This window comes from Adlercreutzia sp. ZJ154 (genome assembly GCF_011039055.1).
In the GTDB taxonomy this organism is placed as follows: Bacteria; Actinomycetota; Coriobacteriia; order Coriobacteriales; family Eggerthellaceae; genus Adlercreutzia_A.
This window is the reverse complement of sequence record NZ_JAAKEF010000012.1, coordinates 20,868-43,054: the sequence shown is the minus strand read 5'-3', so window position 1 is coordinate 43,054 and position 22,187 is coordinate 20,868. Positions and strand designations below refer to the sequence as shown.

22 protein-coding genes are annotated in these 22,187 nt (G+C 44.6%); 6 read left to right on the top strand and 16 right to left on the bottom strand.

Annotated features, from left to right (window positions below; genetic code table 11):
• Positions 1-7: 7 nt before the first annotated feature.
• The 5 genes from G7Y37_RS05895 to G7Y37_RS05875 all read right to left on the bottom strand — a co-directional run bounded on the left by G7Y37_RS05895 (position 8) and on the right by G7Y37_RS05875 (position 6,081).
• Positions 8-790 carry an ABC transporter ATP-binding protein gene (locus G7Y37_RS05895; protein WP_165062546.1) on the bottom strand — a complete coding sequence of 261 codons (783 nt, stop codon included), beginning with the start codon at positions 788-790 and terminating at the stop codon, positions 8-10.
• Positions 791-801: 11 nt separating this feature from the next.
• Positions 802-1,620 carry an ABC transporter permease gene (locus G7Y37_RS05890; RefSeq protein ID WP_165062545.1) on the bottom strand — a complete coding sequence of 273 codons (819 nt, stop codon included), beginning with the start codon at positions 1,618-1,620 and terminating at the stop codon, positions 802-804.
• A 283-nt stretch (positions 1,621-1,903) separates the two neighbouring features.
• Positions 1,904-3,763 carry a glycosyltransferase gene (locus tag G7Y37_RS05885; protein ID WP_165062544.1) on the bottom strand — a complete coding sequence of 620 codons (1,860 nt, stop codon included), beginning with the start codon at positions 3,761-3,763 and terminating at the stop codon, positions 1,904-1,906.
• A gap of 5 nt (positions 3,764-3,768) precedes the next feature.
• Positions 3,769-4,875: a glycosyltransferase gene (locus G7Y37_RS05880; RefSeq protein WP_165062543.1), complete on the bottom strand. Its 1,107-nt coding sequence runs from the start codon at positions 4,873-4,875 to the stop codon at positions 3,769-3,771.
• Positions 4,876-4,986: 111 nt separating this feature from the next.
• A complete protein-coding gene (locus G7Y37_RS05875) occupies positions 4,987-6,081 on the bottom strand; it encodes an ATP-binding protein (RefSeq protein ID WP_165062542.1) in 1,095 nt (364 codons plus the stop codon).
• Positions 6,082-6,293: 212 nt separating this feature from the next.
• Between G7Y37_RS05875 and G7Y37_RS05870 the strand changes: the two genes are divergently transcribed.
• Positions 6,294-7,136, top strand: coding sequence for a DNA-3-methyladenine glycosylase (locus tag G7Y37_RS05870; RefSeq protein WP_165062541.1), 843 nt, complete (start codon positions 6,294-6,296; stop codon positions 7,134-7,136).
• Positions 7,137-7,165: 29 nt separating this feature from the next.
• On the opposite strand, the gene G7Y37_RS05865 is transcribed toward G7Y37_RS05870, so the two are convergent.
• From G7Y37_RS05865 to G7Y37_RS05855, 3 genes are read right to left on the bottom strand one after another with little or no spacing between them, the layout of a single operon-like run.
• Positions 7,166-8,392, bottom strand: a complete 1,227-nt coding sequence (locus G7Y37_RS05865; RefSeq protein ID WP_165062540.1) for a DUF2130 domain-containing protein — start codon at positions 8,390-8,392, stop codon at positions 7,166-7,168.
• Positions 8,393-8,409: 17 nt separating this feature from the next.
• On the bottom strand, positions 8,410-9,678 hold the full coding sequence (locus G7Y37_RS05860) for an alcohol acetyltransferase (RefSeq protein ID WP_165062539.1): 1,269 nt from the start codon (positions 9,676-9,678) through the stop codon (positions 8,410-8,412).
• Positions 9,651-10,673 (bottom strand): alpha/beta hydrolase, encoded by a 1,023-nt coding sequence (locus G7Y37_RS05855; protein WP_165062538.1) that lies wholly within the window; start codon positions 10,671-10,673, stop codon positions 9,651-9,653. The genes G7Y37_RS05860 and G7Y37_RS05855 overlap by 28 nt, the downstream gene beginning before the upstream one ends.
• 132 nt (positions 10,674-10,805) lie before the next feature.
• On the opposite strand from G7Y37_RS05855, the gene G7Y37_RS05850 reads away from it, so the two are divergent.
• Positions 10,806-12,041 carry a TIGR00300 family protein gene (locus tag G7Y37_RS05850; RefSeq protein WP_165062537.1) on the top strand — a complete coding sequence of 412 codons (1,236 nt, stop codon included), beginning with the start codon at positions 10,806-10,808 and terminating at the stop codon, positions 12,039-12,041.
• Positions 12,042-12,095: 54 nt separating this feature from the next.
• Here the strand turns inward: G7Y37_RS05850 and G7Y37_RS05845 are convergent, their stop codons facing one another.
• From G7Y37_RS05845 to G7Y37_RS05825, 5 genes are all read right to left on the bottom strand, one after another.
• Positions 12,096-13,022, bottom strand: coding sequence for a DMT family transporter (locus tag G7Y37_RS05845; protein ID WP_165062536.1), 927 nt, complete (start codon positions 13,020-13,022; stop codon positions 12,096-12,098).
• Between the two features lie 104 nt (positions 13,023-13,126).
• Positions 13,127-13,405 carry a type II toxin-antitoxin system RelE/ParE family toxin gene (locus tag G7Y37_RS05840; RefSeq protein WP_165062535.1) on the bottom strand — a complete coding sequence of 93 codons (279 nt, stop codon included), beginning with the start codon at positions 13,403-13,405 and terminating at the stop codon, positions 13,127-13,129.
• Positions 13,405-13,650, bottom strand: coding sequence for a type II toxin-antitoxin system RelB family antitoxin (gene relB, locus G7Y37_RS05835; RefSeq protein ID WP_241156035.1), 246 nt, complete (start codon positions 13,648-13,650; stop codon positions 13,405-13,407). Before relB ends, G7Y37_RS05840 begins: the two co-directional genes overlap by 1 nt.
• An 82-nt stretch (positions 13,651-13,732) precedes the next feature.
• Complete coding sequence (msrA, locus tag G7Y37_RS05830; protein ID WP_165062534.1) at positions 13,733-14,335, bottom strand: peptide-methionine (S)-S-oxide reductase MsrA; 603 nt, start codon at positions 14,333-14,335, stop codon at positions 13,733-13,735.
• A gap of 103 nt (positions 14,336-14,438) precedes the next feature.
• Positions 14,439-15,269 carry a GH25 family lysozyme gene (locus tag G7Y37_RS05825; RefSeq protein WP_241156034.1) on the bottom strand — a complete coding sequence of 277 codons (831 nt, stop codon included), beginning with the start codon at positions 15,267-15,269 and terminating at the stop codon, positions 14,439-14,441.
• A gap of 224 nt (positions 15,270-15,493) precedes the next feature.
• On the opposite strand from G7Y37_RS05825, the gene G7Y37_RS05820 reads away from it, so the two are divergent.
• From G7Y37_RS05820 to panD, 4 genes are all read left to right on the top strand, one after another.
• Positions 15,494-16,744 (top strand): aldo/keto reductase, encoded by a 1,251-nt coding sequence (locus G7Y37_RS05820; RefSeq protein WP_165062533.1) that lies wholly within the window; start codon positions 15,494-15,496, stop codon positions 16,742-16,744.
• A 114-nt stretch (positions 16,745-16,858) separates the two neighbouring features.
• Positions 16,859-17,692 (top strand): 3-methyl-2-oxobutanoate hydroxymethyltransferase, encoded by an 834-nt coding sequence (gene panB, locus G7Y37_RS05815; RefSeq protein ID WP_165062532.1) that lies wholly within the window; start codon positions 16,859-16,861, stop codon positions 17,690-17,692.
• A gap of 17 nt (positions 17,693-17,709) precedes the next feature.
• Positions 17,710-18,555 carry a pantoate--beta-alanine ligase gene (panC, locus tag G7Y37_RS05810; RefSeq protein ID WP_165062531.1) on the top strand — a complete coding sequence of 282 codons (846 nt, stop codon included), beginning with the start codon at positions 17,710-17,712 and terminating at the stop codon, positions 18,553-18,555.
• A 3-nt stretch (positions 18,556-18,558) separates the two neighbouring features.
• Positions 18,559-18,948, top strand: a complete 390-nt coding sequence (gene panD, locus G7Y37_RS05805) for an aspartate 1-decarboxylase (RefSeq protein WP_165062530.1) — start codon at positions 18,559-18,561, stop codon at positions 18,946-18,948.
• 3 nt (positions 18,949-18,951) lie between these two features.
• Here the strand turns inward: panD and G7Y37_RS05800 are convergent, their stop codons facing one another.
• The 3 genes from G7Y37_RS05800 to G7Y37_RS05790 all read right to left on the bottom strand — a co-directional run bounded on the left by G7Y37_RS05800 (position 18,952) and on the right by G7Y37_RS05790 (position 22,120).
• Entirely contained in the window at positions 18,952-19,917 is a 966-nt protein-coding gene (locus G7Y37_RS05800; protein ID WP_241156033.1) for an AEC family transporter, read from the bottom strand.
• Between the two features lie 100 nt (positions 19,918-20,017).
• A complete protein-coding gene (locus tag G7Y37_RS05795) occupies positions 20,018-21,034 on the bottom strand; it encodes a DUF262 domain-containing protein (protein ID WP_165062529.1) in 1,017 nt (338 codons plus the stop codon).
• 3 nt (positions 21,035-21,037) lie between these two features.
• On the bottom strand, positions 21,038-22,120 hold the full coding sequence (locus G7Y37_RS05790; RefSeq protein WP_165062528.1) for a DUF262 domain-containing protein: 1,083 nt from the start codon (positions 22,118-22,120) through the stop codon (positions 21,038-21,040).
• Positions 22,121-22,187: the final 67 nt, after the last annotated feature.

Here is a 22,187-nt window from a genome sequence, read left to right as displayed (position 1 = left end):
TAATGCATTATTGCTGATAACTACTGTATGCATCGCAAACTTCTTGGGCATCGCCAAGCATTTTTAGGTGACTTTTCTCTATCCAAAGTGCGCGGTTACAAAGCCTGCGCACTTGGTCGATGCTGTGAGAAACAATAAGTACAGTGGTACCATTTTTAATCATTTGATTAATTCGGTCTTCGCATTTTTGCTGGAAAAGAAAGTCGCCTACGGAAAGCACTTCATCCACTATTAACAGGTCAGGCTCAGTTACTGTAGCTATTGCAAACGCAATACGCGCCACCATACCCGATGAATAATTCTTAAGAGGCATTTCCATAAAACTTTGCAGCTCGGCAAAATCGATTATTTCATTGATATGATCGTCGAGAAACTTTTTAGAAAAACCTAAAAGCGCACCATTCAGATATATATTTTCTCGTGCTGTTAGTTCCATATCGAATCCAGCACCAAGTTCAATAAGCGGAGATATACTGCCATTTACAGTACATGTACCTTTGCTAGGTTCAAGTACACCTGCAATAACTTTCAACATAGTAGATTTACCAGAACCATTTGTGCCTACAAGTCCGAACACATCTCCGCGATTCACCGTAAATGTTACATCGTCTACAGCAACAAATTCGCGGAACATCAATTCGCGACGCATTAACTTAATGAAGTATTCTTTTAAGCTCTGAATTTTTTCGTTGGCAATATTAAATATGACGGATACGTCTTGAACGACAACAATAGGCTCGACTGAGCTACTATCGGAAATATCGTGGGTATTTGAAAGTTTGTCTGACATTTTGCTCTCCGCTAAACGTATAAGATAAATTTTCTTTCAAGTTTCTTGAATGTAAAAAGCCCTACTGCAAAAGTTACTATAGCGAAAACAGAGCAGTACACTAATGTTAAGCTAATGCCAATGTCTGTAGGTAAGGCAACTCCTGTAACCATTTGGCGGAAGCCCGATACAAAATAATACATAGGATTAAATTGTATTAATGTATAAACCCACTCTATACCGTTATTTCTAAGTGCATCGAGCGGCCAGAAAATTGGAGTGAAATAAAACCAAACTGTAGTTAAAACAGTCCATAGATGCTCTATATCGCGGAAGAAAACAGTTAGTGCGCCGACAAGATAAGCCACACCTAAAGTAAAAACAGTCAGTAATAATAAAAGCACCGGTACAAACACTATTTTCCAACTTGGAATCATGCCAAAGAACAGTAAAACTAAGCAGACCGCAATTAGCGAAAAGAAGAAATTCACTACTGCGAATATTACTTTTTCAGTTGGAAAAATAATTTTTTCGACATGAACTTTTTTAATTAGCGGTGCTGCATCTATGATTGAACGCATTGCGCCATTAGTGCCATCTTGGAATATAGTAAAGAACGTTTGACCCAAGATTAGATACACCGCAAATGGATACATGTCGAAAGTGAATCTGAAAATATTACTAAAGATAAGTGCCATTACTATCATCATTAGTAATGGGTTTAGCATACTCCAAACTACGCCTAGGACAGAGCGCCTATAACGTAGTTTGAATTCTTTAGACACCAAATTGTAGAGCAGATATATACTGTTCCTGCTTTGCTGATTCTCTTTTTTTGAGTTACTTAACATATAGTTATATTAGCATGCATTTCTCGAGCCAAAATCTAGAATGATTCAAGAGGAATAACTTACAGGATAAAGCTAGTACAAGTAGTGCACAATAATGATTCCTTTTCGTGAAAAATTTTGATGAATCGGGTTGCGTTTTGTTGATTTTATTAGCATAATCGGTTGCGTTTCGTGAATTATAAAGGAGATCGCTGATGTTAAAGTACCGGGGTGGCTTTATGTAGCCTGCGGGCACGCAATGAGGACTGTACGTTAGCAGAAACGATTTGTACTTTTATATTATTCATTTGGTGTTTAAATGGAAATATGATTCCGCAAGAGAAACATTTGGGTTTGCGAGCACATCCTGTTGAAACTCTTTTCCCCAACGGCTCCATAACAACTGCAGATCGGAGTTATCGGGCTGTTCCCAAGGTGGAATTCTATTTGCCCAAAACACAGGAGCCCTATTAATTGCTTTGGAATCTGGATCTACTAACACTAACTTGTTTAAGCTTCTAATACGAAAACAAAAGTCTACTGCTGCAATTAGAGAATTTTTGTAATCGGTCGAAAATCCACCAACTTCAAGAAAATCTTCAGCACGAAACATCATGCAAGCAGGATCTACAGCGCTAAAATCGCAGATAGTTTCTGCTGTACCGTTATAGCCTCCGCCCATATTGTTGATAAAGCCTTGATTTAGATGACCAATTGTTTCGTTTTCTCGTATGCAAAGCCCTGCATGTTGGATTAAGCCATCTGCATATAGCATTTTTGGCGATGCAATTCCAATATCATTCCTGCAAAACCAGCAGCTAAGCGATCTTACAGATTCTTCTTTTATTTGCACCGTATCGCATATTATGGCAATTAGCTCACTTTTCGCGTTTTTAGCCTGTTGATTAATCGATTGTGTATATTGCTGCCCATTAAGATTTGCTCTAGTTTTAATAATCGATATGTCTGTGTTACTAGCTGGAAAGTTTGTCTTAAAAATACATGGTATATCTGTTGTGTTAATTAAAGACGCAATATTATTTCGTGCATAATGCGTTTGGAGAACTATTTTACTTGCTCTTTCGATATATGGCTTTGCTTTGACGCTGCCTCCATTTGTAGATCCTTCATGTTGTCTCCAATGATAGAGTATTTTTGGAATATGTTTAACTATGCCATCGGCATCAACGACCTTTAATGTCAAATCATAATCCTGAGCACCATCAACATCTTTTTTATAAGGTTCAACTTTGTTTAGAATTTCGCGACTTACAGTTAGAAAATGGCAAATGTAATTGTTTGAATTTAATAGATCAATATTGAGTTCCGGCTTAAAACGTGGCGAGAATCGAGATATTCCATCGGTAGAGATGCTGTCTTCATCACAATAAAGCAGATCAATATTCGGATTTTCATTTATTGCAGCTGCGTATTCTGCTAATGCATAAGGAGATAGAGTATCGTCATGGTCTAAAAAGCAGATGTAATCTCCTTGTGCTATTGCTATTCCGGCATTGGTGTTTTCAGAAATACCCAAATTCTCGTTAAGTTCAATTATTTCTATTCTTTTGTCGTTAAGATTATTCAAGGCGTTACATAATGACGCATTTTCCGGACTTGCATTTACAAGGATAAGTTCCCAATTTTGATATTTTTGAGCAAGTACCGAATTGATCATTTGTTTGAAATATTCTTCTGGAGTGTTAAATAGCGGTACAACAATGCTAAATAACGGTTTATACGCCAGAGTATAAAGCTGTTCGGTTGACACAAATGAGCTGGGTTGCTCGTTTCTCTTAATCCATTTTTTATACAAATCATCTATTCCGGGATTAACCATCATAGAATCGCGTTTAGCTACTATTTTGCGAATTAATATGAATGATATTTTCTCGGATCCAATTCCAGATATAGATATTTTGAAACTTTTGAACTTGGCAGGGATCGTTGCTGATATCACAGCAGCATCAGCATATTGACCTTCTTCGATTTGCTCTAATAGAACTATTTGCGCATCGATATGTGCTCCATGGCGACTTATGTGTACGGCATTTACAATCTCTGTTCCTAATGTGGCACCACCATAGACGCAGAACCGATAGCATCTACTGTCGTTCTCTTTTTCAAATACTTGGATAAGCTCTATTTTCTTTGAACGTTTCAAGTTGTTTACCCCTTACCGACACGCTTAGAATGCGTAGATAAGAATATACCTATGTTATGAAGCGCCTGCTTAAGTCCAATATTTCGCATATTGTAGAAGTTTTTTGATGCTAAACGGAACCAGTAATCTGGATAATTTAAGTGTGGACATTTAATTCCAAGCACGCTGCAAAAAAGCTTTTTATATCCCGGTGACACTTTAGGGTCAGATAAAACCAGCTCTTTATTCATTCGCATAAACATATGCTTGGTTGCTTCTCTTACATCAGCGCGGTCAATACCTACCACTTCAAGAACACCAGCCATGTAGAGAAAACCCCGTTGGTTATGCGCTTGCAAAATGCGTTTATCTGTAACGTTTAAGCGCTCAATTATGTCCATCATGTCATTCCATCGTTCAAATGGAATCAGCGGAGTTTTGCGAGTAAAGGCATAGGCTTTTTCTTTTGAATCTTCGCGGTAGTTATAGAAAGGTTCATCCAAGTAAACGATTTTATCGGTTTGGAGCAACGCTTCTATCATAAACGGATTATCAGCCCAACCCGCACCTGGAAGTTCGGGAAAGCGAATGCCTTTTTCATTTAGATAATCGCGCCTGTAAAGTGCTGACCAAATTGAAGGATGATGAGACATATAAACAGTAGCTTCAGCTATTGAAAATGGTTGATGGGTATGTTTAACCAAATTCTTATACGAGCAATTCAGCCGTTTTTGACCCGCAACTTCAGGCATACGAATGCGCCAGTAAGGAGTCTTGATAATGTCTATACGCTCGTTAAAAGAATCGCCAAACGCCAGCATTTTTTCAACCATGTCTGCATCTATGTAATCGTCTGGCTCTAATATGGCTATCCATTCGCCTTTAGCCTCGTTTAATCCGCGATTGCAGGATGCGCCATAGCCTTCATTCTGCTTATCAATAACACGAAATCTTGGATCGGCAGTTTCGTATTCGCGTAGTACTTCAAGAGACTTATCTGTAGATCCATCGTTGACGCAAATAATCTCTATGCTTTCGTAAGTCTGGTTTTTTGCACTATCAAGCGCTTGCCGCAGATAATTTCCCGGGTTATAAACAGGCACAATAAATGAAACGCGTGGAGTAAATGTCATTAATACACCTTTCAACACCAAGAGGTGAGTATAAACGATATGCTCTACTGAGTTATCCGATATAGATACATATCATCTTCTTTTAATACGATATTAAGGTTCTTCTTAATTTTATTCTTCCTGTAAAAATTCGCGGAAGAAAGGCATGTCAAAAGCTATTACCCCTCGTCGGCGTTCGCCTATTATGCCTGCATCAATCAGACGGCGGCGATACTGAGCCGTTTGAGAAGACGACCACTCCAGCCGCTCTTGTATATCAGCAATTTTGCTATCGCCGTTATCGGGCAGCATCGCATTTAAGAAAGAGATGTCGGCTTCTGAGAGTTCCCGATAAGTTGATTCAAAGATGCGTGCGCGCATTTCTTCACGAGCAATTTTTATACCATTTTCGAAGTCTTCCGAGGAAATAGAGTTGTTGTCTGGATGCTCCTCCCATGAGCGAAATCCCACTAGCTGCAGCATAAAAGGAAATCCATCAATCGCCTCAGCTGCTTGTTGTATATCGGTACTGCTGGCGTTGCGCCCTCCTTCCGATATGGTTTTACGCAGTGCATCTTCTATCTCGTAATTATCTATGCGCCCTAAATGAACCATTTCGGCTCGCCGCAAAAAGGAAACTGTTTTATCGCTTGTAAGTGCAGATATGTTATTGGGCAATCCTGCCATAATTAATGCAACCTTTTTGCCTTCGCGCACAAAATGCTGATATATGGCAGCAAGTTGCACCATTTCATCAAGCGATACGTCCACTTCATCTACCGTAATCAGAAGACCCGAGTCTTGCGCTTCCAAAGAAGCTAATATATCGTCCATTCTAGATCTCCAGTTGTTAGGCTGGTCTTCGGAAGCGTTAAATTCAATGTCGAGCACTTGCGGAATGCCTATACTGCTTATACGGGTATTTGCTGAGGTTTTGAGAAGATGTGCAGCGCTTTTGCGTACACGGATTTCGATATCTTCCAACATTCCGGGCATGGCGGTTACGCTAGCAGTTATCCATCCTAATTGTTCGGCTTGTTCTGCTATCAATGCAAGAAGGGTTGTTTTGCCAGTTCCTCGTGCACCAGAGAATATTGTAGTAAGTTCTGGGCGACGCCGGCTGCTATTAAGCGCTTTTCCAATATTCTGAATAATAAAACGGCGACCTGCTAGATGTGCTGGTATTTCACCGAAAGTAGGAGTAAAGGGATTCTCCAATGCTGCCATAGATAACCTCTAAGTTTCTCTAAGTAGTTCTAAGTTCTTCTAAGTAATTCTAAGTTTCTCTAAGTAATAGTGCAAAGTCAATAACGATTTTGGGGAATTATTGATTGATGATTGAGCTCTGCTTTGGATGATAAACAAAGTGACATACTTTTCGCAATTAATTAAGTGTATTCTGGTGAGACTTGTTTTTACAGAAAGGGTGCAAAGGCGAAATGCACAAGGTTGTCATACAAGATGACTTTAGTTTGGCGAAGATTGCGCGAAGTGGGCAGTGTTTTCGCGTGCACGAAGTGGATGCGGGCTGGTGGCGCTTCATTGCGCAAGACCGCGTTTTGTACATTCGCCGCACAGAACAACCGCAACAATACAGTTTTGAAAAGCCCTACGCTGCTGGTGTTTACGAAGTAAGTGTGCCCCAGAAAGAATGGGATGAATTTTGGCATGAATATTTCGACATGGAACGCAACTACTGCGCCATTCGCCAGACCTGTGATGGGCATAGCGAATTTGTAGATACTGCTATGCGTTTTGGCGCAGGGCTTCGCGTGCTGAATCAGGATCCGTGGGAAATGCTGGTAACGTTCATCATTTCGCAGCGCAAAAGTATTCCTGCCATATCGCGCGCGGTAGAAGAGCTGTCGAAGCGTTTTGGCAGACCAATCTGCGATACCGAGCCGCTGTTCGCATTCCCTACATCGGCCGCTATTGCCGCCGCATCAGACGATGACCTGAAAGCATGCGGACTAGGTTATCGCGTTTCCTATGTGCGAAGTGCGGCAACTATGGTGGAATCTGGCGAACTTGACTTAGCCGCCTTAGCAGATTTTTCTGATGAAGATTTGTTCGCGGAACTTCAGCGCGTACATGGCGTAGGCAAAAAGGTAGCCAACTGCGTGTGCTTGTTTGGATACGGACGCAGTCAAATGGTTCCTGTCGATGTGTGGATAGAACGCGCCATAAACGATGAATGCGCCGGCTGCGACCCATTTGCGCAATTCGGCGCTAACGCAGGCATTATGCAACAATACGTGTTCTATTACATGACCAACCGATAAGGCTAGCGGCTCTGTTTTGCCGCAGAAACCTATTCAGCCGACTCCAAACTGCCAGCCGCCAATTCAAATGCAGCTTTCATCGTAGGATTTTTGCGCGTAAGTCGCTTTACGGTAAGACCCTCCAGCTTTTTGTTCGCCTGTTGCATATTGCGATCAGAGCTGGTCAGTTCATCCTTTATTTTCTCAAGCTTTTTAATAGTTGCGTCAATATCTTTTATGGCATCTTGGAATTTGCGACTAGCAAGTTCACAATTGCGCCCAAAACCGCTCTTAAAATCTTCCAGCGATTGTTCGAAGTTGGTCACATCTATGTTTTGCTGGCGTATTTCGGCAAGCTGGTGGCGGTAATCCATCGACTTTAGCGCAGCGTTTCGAATAAGCGTAATTAGCGGAATAAAGAATTGCGGGCGTATGACATACATTTTCTCAAATCCAGACGCATAGCTTACATCCACAATTCCGGTGTTGTAATAATCGCTATCGCGCTCTAACAGCGAAACCAGCACAGCATATTCGCAGCCTTTTTTATGCCTATCGCTATCTAACTTCTTGAAGTGGTCTTCGTTGCGCTTTTTATGAACCGAATCATCGGCTTCTGTTTTCATTTCGAACATTATCGACACAATTTCGTCGCCATTAGCATCCAATTCGCGATAAATATAATCGCCTTTGGTGCCTTCGCTCGCATCGTTATCTTTTCCGAATTGCGCACTTTGAAACCCGGTGGCGCGTAATTTGTTGAATTCGTTTTCGCAGTACTGCTCTAAGCTTTCGCCCAACATTTTTACTGTGGTTTCGGCGCGCATATGACGCATATCTTCTATTTCGCGTTCGCGCGTGGCAATTATTTCATCCTTAAGCTGAAGCTTCGATGCCAGCTCAAGTTCATGGGCAGCCGCCGCGCGCTCAGCTTCGGCACGTTCGCGCTCAATTTGCATTGCCAATTCGTCGCGCTCATGCTCTATTGCACGAGCCGCCTCTGCCGCAGCGTTTTGGGTCTGCTGAATAGCTAGTTGCTTCTGAGCTTCGGCTTGCGCTTCTTGCGCTTCCAGTTTTTGCGTCAATAAATCAATTTGCTGCTTGGCTTTTTGAATAGACAGCTGCTTTTGCATTTCGAATTGCTCTTGTTGCATTGCTGTTTGGCGCTCTATTTCTTGGCGAAATTCACTGTCGCGCACCTGTTTCAGTATTTCGGCATAACCGCTTTCGTCAACTGTGAATACTTCGCCGCATCGGGGGCATTTTATTTGATTCATGCAATGCGCCTTTCCAATCAAGTTTCCTTGATTGTCTCACAAAGTTCACCATCCGGCTTATTCATGTTGACATGTCCGTATATTCCCAAGTTGGAAAATATGCGACAAAATTCGTGCACGATGTCTAGATTTTTGAATATTGTGGAAATTCCCACACTTAAATCGTTGCCGAACGTACAAATAACAAAATTCAGATCGTTTGTTGAAGTAAGTACATTCACACTTTTTATGTGTCCGTCAGTGCATTCATCGAACGTTAGTTGCCCAAGATTTGAAACCGCACTAGTTATGTCGCGCGCAGACACGCGGGCGGCAAAATTTAGTACCCAGTCCTTCAAAAACAAAGGCGCTATATGCAAAAACGGGTTTTTCTCCAATGCTGTCATGCGATTCATGCGCCGTTCAAGTTGCTCTGGTTGCGCCGCTTCACTTAATTGTAGTTGTACTAGTTGTGCAACTTCTTCCAGAGGCTCTAATTCGTGGTGCGGCATATAGCTTATGGTAACTAAACCGAAAAAGTTGCGCATAGTGTCCGTTTCAAAAAACTGCCTCAAATCTACCGGAACCGTAAGGCGAATAGGTCGTTTCAAAGCATTGCTGGGCATAGTTGCGCGAATGGCATTTATGACCGCAGCTATCATGAGAGACGTAATGCTTACATCAAATTTGTGCGCCACTTCCAGCACTTCTGATGCTGAAAGATGATATTCCATGTAGGTAGGGTTATTCCGATCGCGCAGACCGCGTATGCGATAAGCGCGTCGCGTTGGCGTAGAGCCCGCTTTGTGCGGCTCGTAGTGTTTATGAAACCCATCCTCGTTGTATTGGGGGCTGTCGTAGCTGATATGCTTCATAGAAGCACACGATGCGCCGTATTGCTCTTCCACATACGACTGCACCAGCACGCGGAAGAAGCCAAGTGTGCCGCGCCCATCCGATATTATGTGCGAAACCTCTAAGTTGGCACGGTTGCGAAAATAGCTTACGCGAAACAATGTACTGTTAGGACCGGTATGCAACCTAAAGCACGCTGGAATACTTTCGGGCTGCACTTGCGGTATTGAAGCTGCTGGTTCTAAATGATGCCAAAAAGCGCCATTGCGCAGGCAAACGTTAAAGCCGGGAAACCGCTCTATGGTGTGCTCTAGTGCTTTTTGCAGCACCTCTGGGTTCACTTCATCGACAAATTCTGCCGAGAAGCGAAACACGGTTTGCCAAGGACCAGTAGATTCTGCCGAGTAGAATTTGCCTACGTTATCTAATTTGTATCGATTAGCTTTATCCATGCCGGTCTTCTTTCTGCGGGCAATTCGTCACCATCTAAAAAATGCTTCATTATGGTGTAGGTGTCACGCACCAAACTTATCGCAGCTGGATATAAGAAATACCCGTGTATTCCATCTATCATGCGGAAACATTCCACGGCATTTCCATCTTCGTGAAGACGCTCGGCATACACTTCGCCTTCATCGCGCAACGGGCAGAATTCTGCGGAAATGACCAGCGTTCGCGGCTGATTAGAAAGATCATCCGCAATAAGCGGCGCAAAATAGGGGCTTTCGAGGTCTTCTGGCTTGCTCAAATACATATTTATATAGCCAACTATTTCTTCCCGGGTCAGAAGGTACTCTTCGCCGTTTTCGCGCACGGAATTGAAAATGGTTGTTTCGCTGTGGTCGTCGTAAACCAGTGGGTAGAGCAGCATTTGTGTGCGCGGCAGAAATTCGCCGCGGTCGCGCGCCAAAAGCGACACAGCTGCTGCCAGATTTCCGCCCGCGCTATCACCAAAAATTACTATGTGCTCAGGATCTACATCGTAGAGCAGTTCTCCCGCGAAAAGCTGACGCGCTACCTCGTAGCAATCTTCCAAGGCGGTAGGAAATTTATATTCGGGAGAACGCCGATAATCAACCGCTAAAAGCCTTCGTTCTAACTTCAGCGCTGTGCGCATACAAGAATCGGTGTAGAAATCTACATCGCCGTTTGCCCAGCCTCCACCGTGGAAAAACAGAATAGTGCCGCGAAAATCGTCGTTCACGTGCAAACCATTACGCAGAGAAAAATCTATATCTAGCGGGGTGAATACCCGCAATGGTATGTCGTAACCATCTTTTGAAGTGGCTGTTATATTGTCAACGCGACACCGTGGGTCTACCACAGTAAGTTTCGATGTGGCATCTTCTGCAATGCGTTGCTGCTTGTAAGATTCCTGAATATTATTGCCCGCTTTTAGTCGAGTTATAGCTTTTGCGGCGGCTAAAATTGCTTTGTTCAATGGCATATTCCCGCCTTTCCTCAGTGTTACATACACGTAATAGACAGTGCCAATAATGTATGGATATAAAATAGCATCGAAATGGTTAAACATAGTTCTACGAAATCATTTCGCAACCGATTTGAATAGGAAATGAATATGGAAAATGGCAACAACCACCGTGTTTACGAGGATATAGAAGCCGAAGGGCACTTAATAGATTCGAATATTTTGTCGCGCATGATGAGCGGCATTGTAGAACTAGATGGCGAATATGAAGTGCTGTCGTTTCAGATTGGGCGCGGAAATGAGAATCCATCCACTATGACCATGCGCGTGTTCGGGCGCGATGGCAGCCACCTTACGGAAATGTTGCGCATGCTTCACGGTTTGGGTGTTGTGCCGGCGCATCCGGGCAATGTTTCCGTGGAACCCGCGCCAGCCGACGGCGTATTTCCGGAAGGCTTTTATTCCACAACCAACTTGGAAACGCAGGTGCGCATAGATGGCGCGTGGTATCCGGTTTGGGGAACCGAGATGGACTTAGGAATTTGCGTAGATACAGAAGCGCATCGCGCATGGGGCGTGCCTATTTCACAAGTGCGCAAAGGCGACGCAATAGCTGTGGGACAAGTGGGCATACGTGTTATGTCGCAAGAGCGTTTGCGCGAAAAAGAAGAATTTGAGTTTATGAATTCTACTGCCAGCAGCGAAAAGCCCAAAGGACAAATAATTCGCCAAGCTGCGGCGCTACTTCGCGAAGTTCGCGAATCTAATCAAGCGATAATTGCAGTAGTTGGACCTGCAGTTGTGCATACCGGTGCAGCCGAGCATTTAAAACGCCTTGTGCGCGCTGGTTATATAAACGTGTTGTTTGGTGGAAATGCCGTAGCTACGCACGATATTGAGTCGGCTCTGTATGGCACTTCGCTTGGCATTGATATGGCTACGGGCGTTTCTGTGCCGGGTGGGCATGAACATCATTTGCGCGCCATAAATCGCATTCGCGCTTGTGGGGGCATTCGTCAGGCGGTCGAGCAAGGCGTTTTAACCGATGGATTAATGCATTCACTTGTGGAAACGAATACGCCGTATATATTGGCGGGCTCTATTCGCGACGATGGTCCACTACCCGACGTTATAACCGACACTATGAAAGCGCAGGAAGCTATGCGCCCGTGGTGCCAAAAGGCCGGCGCATGTTTAATGATGTCTACCATGCTGCATTCAATTGCTACGGGAAATTTGCTGCCTGCAGCTGTTACTACTGTGTGTGTAGATATAAACCCTGCAGTGGTTACAAAGTTGTCAGATCGCGGCAGTTTCCAAACTATAGGCATAATTACCGACGTAGGTTTATTCCTGAAGCTTTTGGCAGACGAATTGAACTGCTAACGCGCTCCATCTGCGCTTTGTTGGTAATTCCTGCAAACCGAAGTGACAAAATAGCTACTCATCGGTGGTTATGAACACCACCATTATGCACATTAGCAACATGCCGACAATGTCGTACATTGTGAATGCGGTGCCCAACCAAAGCGCAGCCATTATAGTTGCGCTAACGGGTTCTATTGCGCCCAGCAAACTTCCCTTTACCGAGCCTACAATAGATACTCCGTGCAGATAGAAGCCATAGCCGCCGATGGTTCCAACAATTACAAGCCCCACTATAAAGACCAGCCATTCAAACGCGCCAAACCCTGAAAGCACGCTAACGGCGTTCATAGCGCCCGCGCTTTGAACTGCATATATGGGTATGGCGAAAATTGTGCCCAGAAACATGCCAAGCCCCACCACGACCACACTTCCAAATTGCTCGAACAGCCCAAATCGTTTTGGAACAAGAATGTAAAACGCAGTAGATAAGCCCGTGGCTATCCCCCATGCTAATCCAGCAGGATCTATGCTAAGTACATAAATGTTGCCCTGTGTAGCTATAAGAACAGTGGCAATTATGGCTATAACCAGCCCAATAAATTCTTTTACACGCGGCAGCTTATGCGTTGTTGTACATACGAACAGCATTACAAAAACGCTGCCTAGCATTTGAAGAACTGTGGCTGTACCTGCATTCGTTATTTGTACTGTTTGTGCATAACACAGTTGGTTTGCGTAAAGCGAAAATGCAAATAGCAGAATGCCTGCAATTGTTCGGCGGCTTGTAAATACGGCGCGCACGGTTGCGCGCTTGCGTATAAGCAGAAATGTAAAAAATAAACTGCCGCCCAATACTACGCGCATAAGCGTAACCAGTGTTGGTGGTGCGCCGCCTTCCGTGGTAAGAAATTGCACGCTGGTGCCAGATATGCCCCAAAGAGTTCCGCCCAGAAGCGTAAACGCTATGCCTGCCCACATTTTTCTCTGCGCGTTTTCCATGAATACATCATAAATTAGTTTGGCGAAATGTTTGGAATGCGCTGAAAATTAAGTGAGGTCTGCGGGAACTCTGACTGTTTGTGTTCTAGGGCTGCGTGTGTTTGCTAGTTCATGCGTCTGTATACGTCGCGGCGATGCCCTATTCGGAAAAGCTGTATTGTTATAGTGTCGCCATCTACTATGCCAAGCAGACGATATACCCCCACACGCCAGCGCCAACCGTTTTGAACTCCTTGTAGTTTTTTACAGCCGGAAAGTGCCTGAGGATTTGTGCTGCCTTCTAGCTGGTCTTTTATGAACGAGGCAATAATCTTTTGCGTTCTCTTGTCAAGTTTTGCAAGGTCTTTTTGTGCCTTACGAGTGAAATCAACTTTGTATCCCATTAGATTGCTATCTCCAAATCTGCAATAACTTTTTCAAATGGAATACGTTCACCATTGTCTTTTGCAATAGCCATTTTCAGATCGTAGGCATCCATCTCGTCTTCCAGACGCTCTAATGTCCACTGGCGAACCTGTGCAGAGAAGCTATTCCCGTTTAGCTGGGCAAATGTGTTAATCCATTCTTTTTCGTCTTGTTCGAAGCGGATGGCGGAAGCTGTCATAGCCATAATCTGTCTCGCTTTCATACGTTGAATCTATAATACGTATACATTGTATACGTATTATAGCAAGCTTGCCTGTCCCCCGCCACATCTAAGCAGCGCAAAGCTAGAAATTATCTGGAAGTTTTACTGAAACAGTAGCCCCGTCTTCGCGCTTGAATGTGGGGTTTAGTCGCACCGTGCGCTTGATTTGCCCAAATTCTGATGCGTGTTCGCTTATAAATTGCCTAGCATCTGCCAAATTCACATGACAATAACCGCCGGGATTTTTGCGCAAATACTCTTGATGGTAATCTTCAGCTGGAAAAAACGACTGTAATTGTTGGGCTTCCACTACTATTGGCGCTTCAAAATGCTGCTGAAGTTCCTCTAACGCTTCGGAAACCACGCGGCAATCGGCACTATCTGTCCAGTAAATTCCCGTTCTGTACTGCGTTCCAGAATCGTTTCCTTGCCGATTCAAACTTGTGGGGTCTATCGTGCGCAAAAATGCTTGCAGAAGCAATCGGAGACTTATCACATTCGGGTCAAATTCTACACGCACGCATTCGGCAGCATTTGTGTCGCCCGTACATACTTCTTCGTAAGTTGGCGCTTCAGTTGTGGCATTTGCATATCCTGTTTCTGTAGCTAAAACACCGGGCAGCTTATCAATGTAGGCTTGTGTACCCCAAAAGCATCCGCCCGCTAGGTATATTTCCTTAACCATGTCGAATTCCCCTTTCGAAATCAACTTAAGGCTATTGTGTTACTTCTAAATGCGTTGCGCCCAAAAAAGTACAAACTGTTTAACAAAAGATGAAATGCAAACTTTAGACATACGTGTTTTCAAGAAGCACTATTTCTGCACCACGTTTTGTGGGCAGCCATATATTTAAGTCAACCTGAGTAGGAATACCCGGTATATTGCCCGCATTCGTGTACTGCCATATGGTGAAATCAAGCGGTGCTGTGGGAATTTCTGTGTCGTATTCCGCAAGCCAAACTGGAAACGTATCGCGCACTTGCCGACTTAGCTTCTTTAAGTCGCGCTGGTTGCCGTATAGAAGCGGTTCATATCCGGCAGCTGATATCGCTTCGCAGAATGCAGCTGCATTTTCTGACAGCTGTTCATCCGACAAATTATTTGCGCGGGCACCATCAATATTTACCGCTTCATGGTCGTATGCTATTGCTTGAAATTTTGCACCGCCGGTTTCGGCAATATGCATTTGTTCAAGCGCAAATTCTGCTTCTTCCCGCGCTTCGTCCGCAGTTATGGCTTGCGAAAAGAAATACCCCGACGTGGGAATCTTCGCTTGCTGCGCACCGCGACAATTTGCCAGAAATTCTTTATCTACCTTTAATGCTCCTGCAGTAGACCCACGATTCCCAATGCGTATAAATGCGAATTGCACTCCGGCAAGCTGCACCTGACTCCAGTCAATTGTTTTCTGGTGTTCGGAAACATCTATGCCCCAGTGCGACAGCAGCACCCCATTCTCGCTGTATTCCAGCCTCTCGCCATTGCGCACAAGACCGTTCCAGTCGTATGGACTCATGTATACATTTTCGCGAATAATAGATGGGCGGTTTTTGCTGCATCCAGTCATACACGCAACAGCCATAGCTCCCATGGCTATTATGGCTGCGCGCCTTGTCATTAGATGGCGGCTGGGCGCATTTCTTGTAGGTTTATTGCATTTATATTTGTGCATGTATTTTGCAAATCGGCTTTCAAACGTATTGTCGTATAAATTATGCCAAAATATGCTTAAAACATACGCAATAAGTTTGTTTCTAATATTTCTAATATATAAGCAAGTTCGATATAGTTTTGTTAAGAAGTGCTGAGAAGTGAATTCAAATATGTAGCAAAGGGGCGCACATGATTTGCAACGATTTTCTTGGTGATAAAGTTGGACGCTTGGGTTTTGGTGCTATGCGGCTGCCCGTGATTGATGGCGATCAGGCAAATATTGACCAATCGCAGCTAGATCAGATGGTGGATGCAGCGTTTGAAGCTGGAATTAATTATTTCGACACGGCGTATCCCTACCATGGGAACACATCAGAGCAGGCGCTTGGGAAATCGCTGGCGCGTTACCCGCGCAATAGCTTTTACTTGGCTACAAAATATCCTGGGCATCAAATTTTGAGCACTTACGACCCGGCGGTAATATTTGAAGAACAGCTGCAAAAATGCGGAGTTGAATATTTCGATTTCTATCTGCTACACAACGTGTGTGAAAATTCGATAGATATTTACACCGATGAAAAATGGGGAATTGTTGACTATTTTATTGAGCAGAAGCGGCTGGGCAGAATTCGCCACTTAGGGTTTTCTAGCCATGGACGACCTGACAATTTGGCTGCGTTTTTAGACTATGGCGCGCGCAAATACGTTGAACTTGTTAAGTGCGATTCGAAGACAGCAGCGCTGTTTGTTGGTCGAAATGTTATGGAATTTTGCCAGATACAGCTGAATTATTTGGATTGGACGCTGCAGCGTGCATCCGAGAAATGCGCCATGCTTGAAAGCGCGGGAATTCCTGTTGTTGCGATGGAGCCATTGCGCGGCGGAAGACTGGTAGATTGGCAAGATGAACAACTTAACGTCGTGCAGGCTGATCGTTCAAACAGAAGCCCTATAGAGTGGTCGTTTCGCTGGCTTCAAAATATAGCGAATGTGAAAGTAGTGCTAAGCGGCATGTCGAACCTTAATCAAGTGCACGAAAATTGCGGCTACTTTGCCGAGGCTGCGGCGCTTACGCAAGCGGAAACTGCAATGCTGGCAGATGTAGCTGAAACGCTTAAAGGTGGCGTGCCATGTACCGCCTGTCGTTACTGCACGGCTAGTTGTCCGCAGCAAATAGATATTCCGGTTATGTTGGCAACGTACAACGATCTTCAATTTGCCAGCAATTTCACTATATCTATGCAAATGGATGCTGTGCCTGAGGGTCAGCGCGCTAGAGATTGCATTGATTGCAGGGCGTGTAGTCGCATATGTCCGCAGCTAATAAACATTCCAGAAGTGCTTTCGGAATTAGCGGGCGCACTAGAGACGATGCCAAGCTGGGCAGAAATGTGTCGCCAGCGTGAAGAGGCTGCCAAGAAAGCCCGCTTAAGAGATTAAATGCGTAACTCGCTTAGCGCTGCGCCGCATATTTGTGCCACTGACTTAAAATAGCCAGCAAATAGACTGTTTTATAAGCCATTACCATCTAAAACTCGGAAAAGGAGATGAAGCATGGCTGTTACGGTTTCTACTTTTCAAGAAATGAAGAGGGCTGGCAAGAAAATTTCTATGCTTACCGCCTACGACTACACTACGGCGCATCTAGTTGACGAAGCCGGTGTGGATTCCATTTTGGTAGGCGATTCGCTGGGAAATGTGATGCTTGGGCTTGGCGACACAATACCGGTTACTATGGATGACATGGTGCGTCACACAGCCGCGGTAACGCGCGGCGCAAAAAATGCGCTTGTTATAGCCGACATGCCGTTTATGTCTTACGAAACTTCCGCATACGATGCGGTGGTAAACGCAGGTCGCCTTGTAAAAGAGGGGCGCGCAAACGCCGTGAAACTTGAAGGTGGCACCGGAATGGCAGATCGCATACAAGCCATAGTGCGGGCAAAAATTCCCGTGTGCGCACATATCGGTCTTACTCCTCAGGGCATAAACGCTGTTGGCGGGTTCAAAGTTCAGGGCAAAACTACAAGCGGCGTAAAAAAGTTACTAGAGGATGCGCACGCGGTACAAAATGCCGGCGCATTCGCCGTAGTAATAGAAGCTGTGCCGGCTGAGGTGGCAGCGCTAATTACACGCCAGCTATCCATTCCCACCATAGGCATAGGGGCTGGTGCTCAGTGCAGCGGGCAAGTGCTAGTCAACCAAGATATGTTAGGCATGTTCGACGATTTCACGCCAAAATTTGTGCGGCGCTTTGCTGAAGTTGGCGCGTTGATGAAGCAAGCTTATCGTGAATACGACGAATGCGTAAAAAGCGGCGAATTTCCTACAAAAGAACATTGCTATGCCACACCTGCTGGCGTGCTAGATGAATTGGGCGAACTGTAGCAAAGAAGGGAGACATCATGCGTATTGTTAGTTCTATCGCAGAAGTAAAAGATGCGGTGGCACAGTGGAGAACTTCTGGGCATACAGTTGCACTAGTACCAACTATGGGATACTTACATGCGGGGCACGAAAGCTTAATGGACGCGGCACGCGCTGCATGCGGCAAAGTGGTGGTGTCGGTTTTTGTAAACCCCATACAATTTGGTCCGAATGAAGATTACGACAGCTATCCGCGCGATTTAGACCACGATGCTGCCATATGCGAAACGCATGGGGTAGATCTAATATTTCACCCCGAGGTTCAAGAAATGTATCCAGAAGGGTTCGCTACGTATGTGTCGGCGGATGCGCTAGCAGAAACGCTGTGTGGCGCGTCGCGTCCGGGACATTTCCGCGGAGTTTGCACGGTGGTTAACAAGCTGTTCAACATTGTGCAACCCAATATGGCATTCTTCGGTCAGAAAGATGCGCAGCAGCTAGCCATAATAAAGCGCATGGTGCGCGATTTGAACATGAACGTGCAAGTTGTAGGTTGTCCAATAGTGCGCGAAGAGGACGGTTTGGCGAAAAGCTCGCGAAACACCTATCTGTCAACTGAAGAGCGCCAAGCAGCACTTGTACTTTCGCGTGCCGTGAAAAAGGGATACGCCGCCGTGGAAGCCGGAGAGCGCAACGCGGCGAAACTGAAGCAGCTGATGTCAGATGTTTTGAGCGCTGAACCGCTTGCTCGCATAGATTATCTTGAGGTGGTAGACGGTCTTACCATGCAGCCAATTGATACTATTAATGAATCGGTGTTAGTGGCTATGGCGGTCTATATAGGCAATACAAGGCTTATAGACAATTTCATTTTCGAGGAGTAGCAGTTGCTTATACACGTGCTAAAAAGTAAGATTCACCGCGCTACTGTAACGCAAGCCGAGCTAGATTATGTAGGCTCAATAACGATAGATGCTTCGCTGGCAGAAGCTGCTGGCATCGTTGAATACGAGAAGGTGCAAGTAGCTAATGTGGACAACGGCAATCGCTTCGAAACATATGTAATATTCGGCGAAGCTGAAAGCGGCATAATTTGTTTGAACGGCGCGGCGGCGCATTGTGCATGCGTGGGAGACAAAATAATAATAATGGCATATGCCGAGATGACCTTAGAGGAACACAACGACCCCGCGAATGCGCCCCATGTGGTGTTTGTCGATAGCGAAAATCGTATTGTTAAGCATGCACGCTATGAACTTCATGGTCGGCTAGATTAAATATTACATCACTACAACACCAAGCACAGAAAGCGCAGTTACAAGAACGGGAATTGAAATTATTGCAAGTACGGTGGTTACGAACGTTCCTTGTGCCATGGTTTTGGAATCGCCGCCGTATTGATAGCAAAGCATTGTACCGTTTGTTGCCACTGGCATTCCGGAAATTACAACAACTACAGCAAGCAATAGTGGATCGCTTACGAAGAAGTGGAATACGAACCATATGCACAGTGGGTTCACAATTAGCCTAAACAGCGATGCTACCCATAAACGGAACCCACCTATTAGGTCGCGCACGGGCATGTTTGCAAGCGACGAGCCAATTATCAACAGCGCTGCCGGCGTGGTTAGCGATCCAAGTGTTTCAAGCGAGTCACCCAAAACCGGAACAGCGTGAATGTTCAGAAGCGTGCATATAATTGCTATTACGCAAGACGCAATTGCGGGCGATAGAAATGTGCGCCATGTGGTGTTTGATTTCTGCGAATTATTGTTGTCTTGCGTTAGAAACCAAATTCCCATTGTGAAAACTAAAAAGTTGAACGGCAGATTGAAAACCGCCGCGTAAATAAGCGCTTGCTTCCCAAATATGGCAGAAAGCACTGGAAAGCCAATAAATCCAACATTGCCAAATGTAAGCATGAATTTAAAAACGCCGCGGTGCCCTATAGATATTCGCATAATCGCAGTTAGGGCATACGCAATAACTATTATTACGGCGTAACTAGCGCACGACAAAAGAAATGTTAGCAGGATATTCTCTAAGCTGGGCAGTTCTTCTGCGGTTAGGACGGAACCTAGAATCATAGCAGGCAAGGCCAAGTTGATGATTACTTTCGATAAGGATTTGTCGAAAGTGTCGTTCATAAGGTTTAATTTTTTGGCTGCATACCCCACGCCTACAATGGCGAAAAGGGTAACCATGTTGCCGAATATTTCTAATATGCCACTATCCATAGAAAACATATTAGTCGAAAACCTATTTAGGAAACAGGTTACTTATAGCGTTATAAGCAAAGCCAACTTTACTTATAGTGCCAAGATTGGGTTGCTTTTTCTAGTTGCTCTAGTCGCCGAACATTTTGCGCTCGGAAATTATGTTCTTCGGTTTGCCCTGAAGCCACCTATCCATTTCGCTTAGCTGATTTCTGCGCCATTGTTCGCTAGATGCCAATTTGTCGGCATAAGCTGCAAGGTCAACTAACAGACGCTTGTAGTCGCCATTAAATTTACTTGTAAGATCTGCCTTAAATAGCGGGAACACTTCGCTTTTTGAATCAAGGTAAACATCTTCGTGGTGAAATGCCAGCCATGCGCACAAAACATCTTCCATAGTTATATCTTTAGTGTCTGCAATCTTGTCTTCTAATGGCAGCCAATAATTTTCGTACAAAGCCAGCGCCTCGTCGCCAGTTTTGTTGGAAGTTCCAAGCAAAATAGTATTGCGAACTAAGTCTTCAATAGCTAGCCGCTTCCCTTTAGAGTTCAGGCTCTCGAACACTTCTTGCGGGGAATCTTCGCTGGTAAGTTCAATAGCTATAATTTGCAGCAAGTTGCAGCCGCGCCAGAATGTGTTTTCGTCAAAGTCTGGTTGCAGCATTTTATTGCGAAATAGGTCCAAGTTTTCAACTAAACGAGTGGCTATGTCTTCTGGCTCGCTTTGCACTCCAAGCAAATATGCAAGCATATCCTCATCTATTGACGTTAAAAGTAATTTCGGTTGAGCACCGTTGTCGCAAAGCAAAAAGCGCTTTGTTAGTTGCTGGGCGCGTTGCGCTTGGGCATCGCCTTGGGTTTTCAGGTACTCGACAAACGCCATTAACATTAGCGTTAATGTTGTAATGCGCTGCTGACCATCAATTACTTGCAGTTTGCTTATTTTGTCAGGCGAATTGTCGGGAGTTGAATACAGAAAAGTGCCAACGAAATGCGCATTGTCTGTAGCGCCTGCATGCATTACATCAGCTATCAAATCTTCGCACTCTCGGGCTGTCCAAGAATATACACGCTGAAATGCGGGCACACTGAATTGCACATTTGGGCGACCAACTATATCAAGAAATTGCATCTCTTGGGCTTTCATAAACTATTCTCCCTTGACTTCGATACCGTAATGCTGCGAATAGAAATCGCGACTTTGCTGGCTAGATGGCGCAAGCGGTCTGTCAGAAACCAAGGTCTTCCTGCCAATTTTTGCCCAATTAGAACTGCGGTATTTTTTAACGGCGTGATATCTATAGTTTTCAGCCCACACTATGCAAAAACTTAGCAATTCTTCCATAAGGTCTTCGCTGGTACCGTCGTATTCATTAACAAAGTACTGTTTGAAATCGTTAAAAGATTCAGAATCGTTTTTAGCTTTTGGCGTTTTGCAGCGTATTACAGTCCATGCTCGCAGCGCATTATTCAGGCGCAAAGAGCCGGGATCATCTCCAAAAAGCCCCTGAATTGGCTCCCAGTAATTAACATACAGCCTTTTTTGTTCTTCTTCGCTTTCCGCTAATAACAAGTAATTTCTTGCCATGTCGGCGGCAACTAAAGGCACGCCTTTTGAGTTAAACGATTCAAATATAGACTGCGCGTTATCTCCGTCTTCAAGTTCTACAACAACCACTTCAAAGCTGTTAAGCCCTTTCCAAAAAGATAGTGGGTCGAAATCTGCAGCCGCCATCTTGACTGCAAAGAAAGTTTTGTTGGCTATAGCATTGTGGCGCTGTTCTGCGGAATCTTCGCTATCTATTGATTGCTGGCTTTTGTCGGCGTTTAGTGCACGCAGAAATTCCGCTTCATCGCACTTAGACGGCTGAACCTTTATGCCGCCGTTTGAGCGCAGATATGTTTGTGTAATATAGGCGCTGTTCAAATCAGTGTCCGCAAAGTTGGCGGCATCCACGCGTTCAGCCAACGCAGCCAACAATAAAAGTGAAGTTAGGGTTCGCTGTTGCCCGTCGATAAGAGATAAAGTAGTTTCTTCATCGATGCAATCTTTTCTATAGAACACAGCTCCGAAAAAATGTGATTTATTTTCATGAGCGCTTCGCTCAATGTCGTTCCAGAATATTTCGCACTGCCATTGCTCCCAAGAGTATGGTCTTTGGAATAGCGGTATAGAAAACTTTGCTCCGTCGGCTGCTAAGAAATCCAGTAGTTTCTTTGTTTCAACATGCATAGTTTTCACCTCCTGTAATCTTCTGAAAAAAGACTACAGAGATGTGCGTAGCGATTTCGTACAAATA

Excerpts from the sequence above, each read along its gene's own strand:
- G7Y37_RS05895 (WP_165062546.1), bottom strand. The coding sequence starts at position 790 with ATGTCAGACAAACTTTCAAATACCCACGATATTTCCGATAGTAGCTCA.
- G7Y37_RS05890 (WP_165062545.1), bottom strand. The coding sequence starts at position 1,620 with ATGTTAAGTAACTCAAAAAAAGAGAATCAGCAAAGCAGGAACAGTATA.
- G7Y37_RS05880 (WP_165062543.1), bottom strand. The coding sequence starts at position 4,875 with ATGACATTTACTCCACGCGTTTCATTTATTGTGCCTGTTTATAACCCG.
- G7Y37_RS05875 (WP_165062542.1), bottom strand. The coding sequence starts at position 6,081 with ATGGCAGCATTGGAGAATCCCTTTACTCCTACTTTCGGTGAAATACCA.
- G7Y37_RS05870 (WP_165062541.1), top strand. The coding sequence starts at position 6,294 with ATGCACAAGGTTGTCATACAAGATGACTTTAGTTTGGCGAAGATTGCG.
- G7Y37_RS05865 (WP_165062540.1), bottom strand. The coding sequence starts at position 8,392 with ATGAATCAAATAAAATGCCCCCGATGCGGCGAAGTATTCACAGTTGAC.
- G7Y37_RS05860 (WP_165062539.1), bottom strand. The coding sequence starts at position 9,678 with ATGGATAAAGCTAATCGATACAAATTAGATAACGTAGGCAAATTCTAC.
- G7Y37_RS05855 (WP_165062538.1), bottom strand. The coding sequence starts at position 10,673 with ATGCCATTGAACAAAGCAATTTTAGCCGCCGCAAAAGCTATAACTCGA.
- G7Y37_RS05850 (WP_165062537.1), top strand. The coding sequence starts at position 10,806 with ATGGAAAATGGCAACAACCACCGTGTTTACGAGGATATAGAAGCCGAA.
- G7Y37_RS05845 (WP_165062536.1), bottom strand. The coding sequence starts at position 13,022 with ATGGAAAACGCGCAGAGAAAAATGTGGGCAGGCATAGCGTTTACGCTT.
- G7Y37_RS05840 (WP_165062535.1), bottom strand. The coding sequence starts at position 13,405 with ATGGGATACAAAGTTGATTTCACTCGTAAGGCACAAAAAGACCTTGCA.
- relB (WP_241156035.1), bottom strand. The coding sequence starts at position 13,650 with ATGAAAGCGAGACAGATTATGGCTATGACAGCTTCCGCCATCCGCTTC.
- msrA (WP_165062534.1), bottom strand. The coding sequence starts at position 14,335 with ATGGTTAAGGAAATATACCTAGCGGGCGGATGCTTTTGGGGTACACAA.
- G7Y37_RS05825 (WP_241156034.1), bottom strand. The coding sequence starts at position 15,269 with ATGACAAGGCGCGCAGCCATAATAGCCATGGGAGCTATGGCTGTTGCG.
- G7Y37_RS05820 (WP_165062533.1), top strand. The coding sequence starts at position 15,494 with ATGATTTGCAACGATTTTCTTGGTGATAAAGTTGGACGCTTGGGTTTT.
- panB (WP_165062532.1), top strand. The coding sequence starts at position 16,859 with ATGGCTGTTACGGTTTCTACTTTTCAAGAAATGAAGAGGGCTGGCAAG.
- panC (WP_165062531.1), top strand. The coding sequence starts at position 17,710 with ATGCGTATTGTTAGTTCTATCGCAGAAGTAAAAGATGCGGTGGCACAG.
- G7Y37_RS05800 (WP_241156033.1), bottom strand. The coding sequence starts at position 19,917 with ATGTTTTCTATGGATAGTGGCATATTAGAAATATTCGGCAACATGGTT.
- G7Y37_RS05795 (WP_165062529.1), bottom strand. The coding sequence starts at position 21,034 with ATGAAAGCCCAAGAGATGCAATTTCTTGATATAGTTGGTCGCCCAAAT.
- G7Y37_RS05790 (WP_165062528.1), bottom strand. The coding sequence starts at position 22,120 with ATGCATGTTGAAACAAAGAAACTACTGGATTTCTTAGCAGCCGACGGA.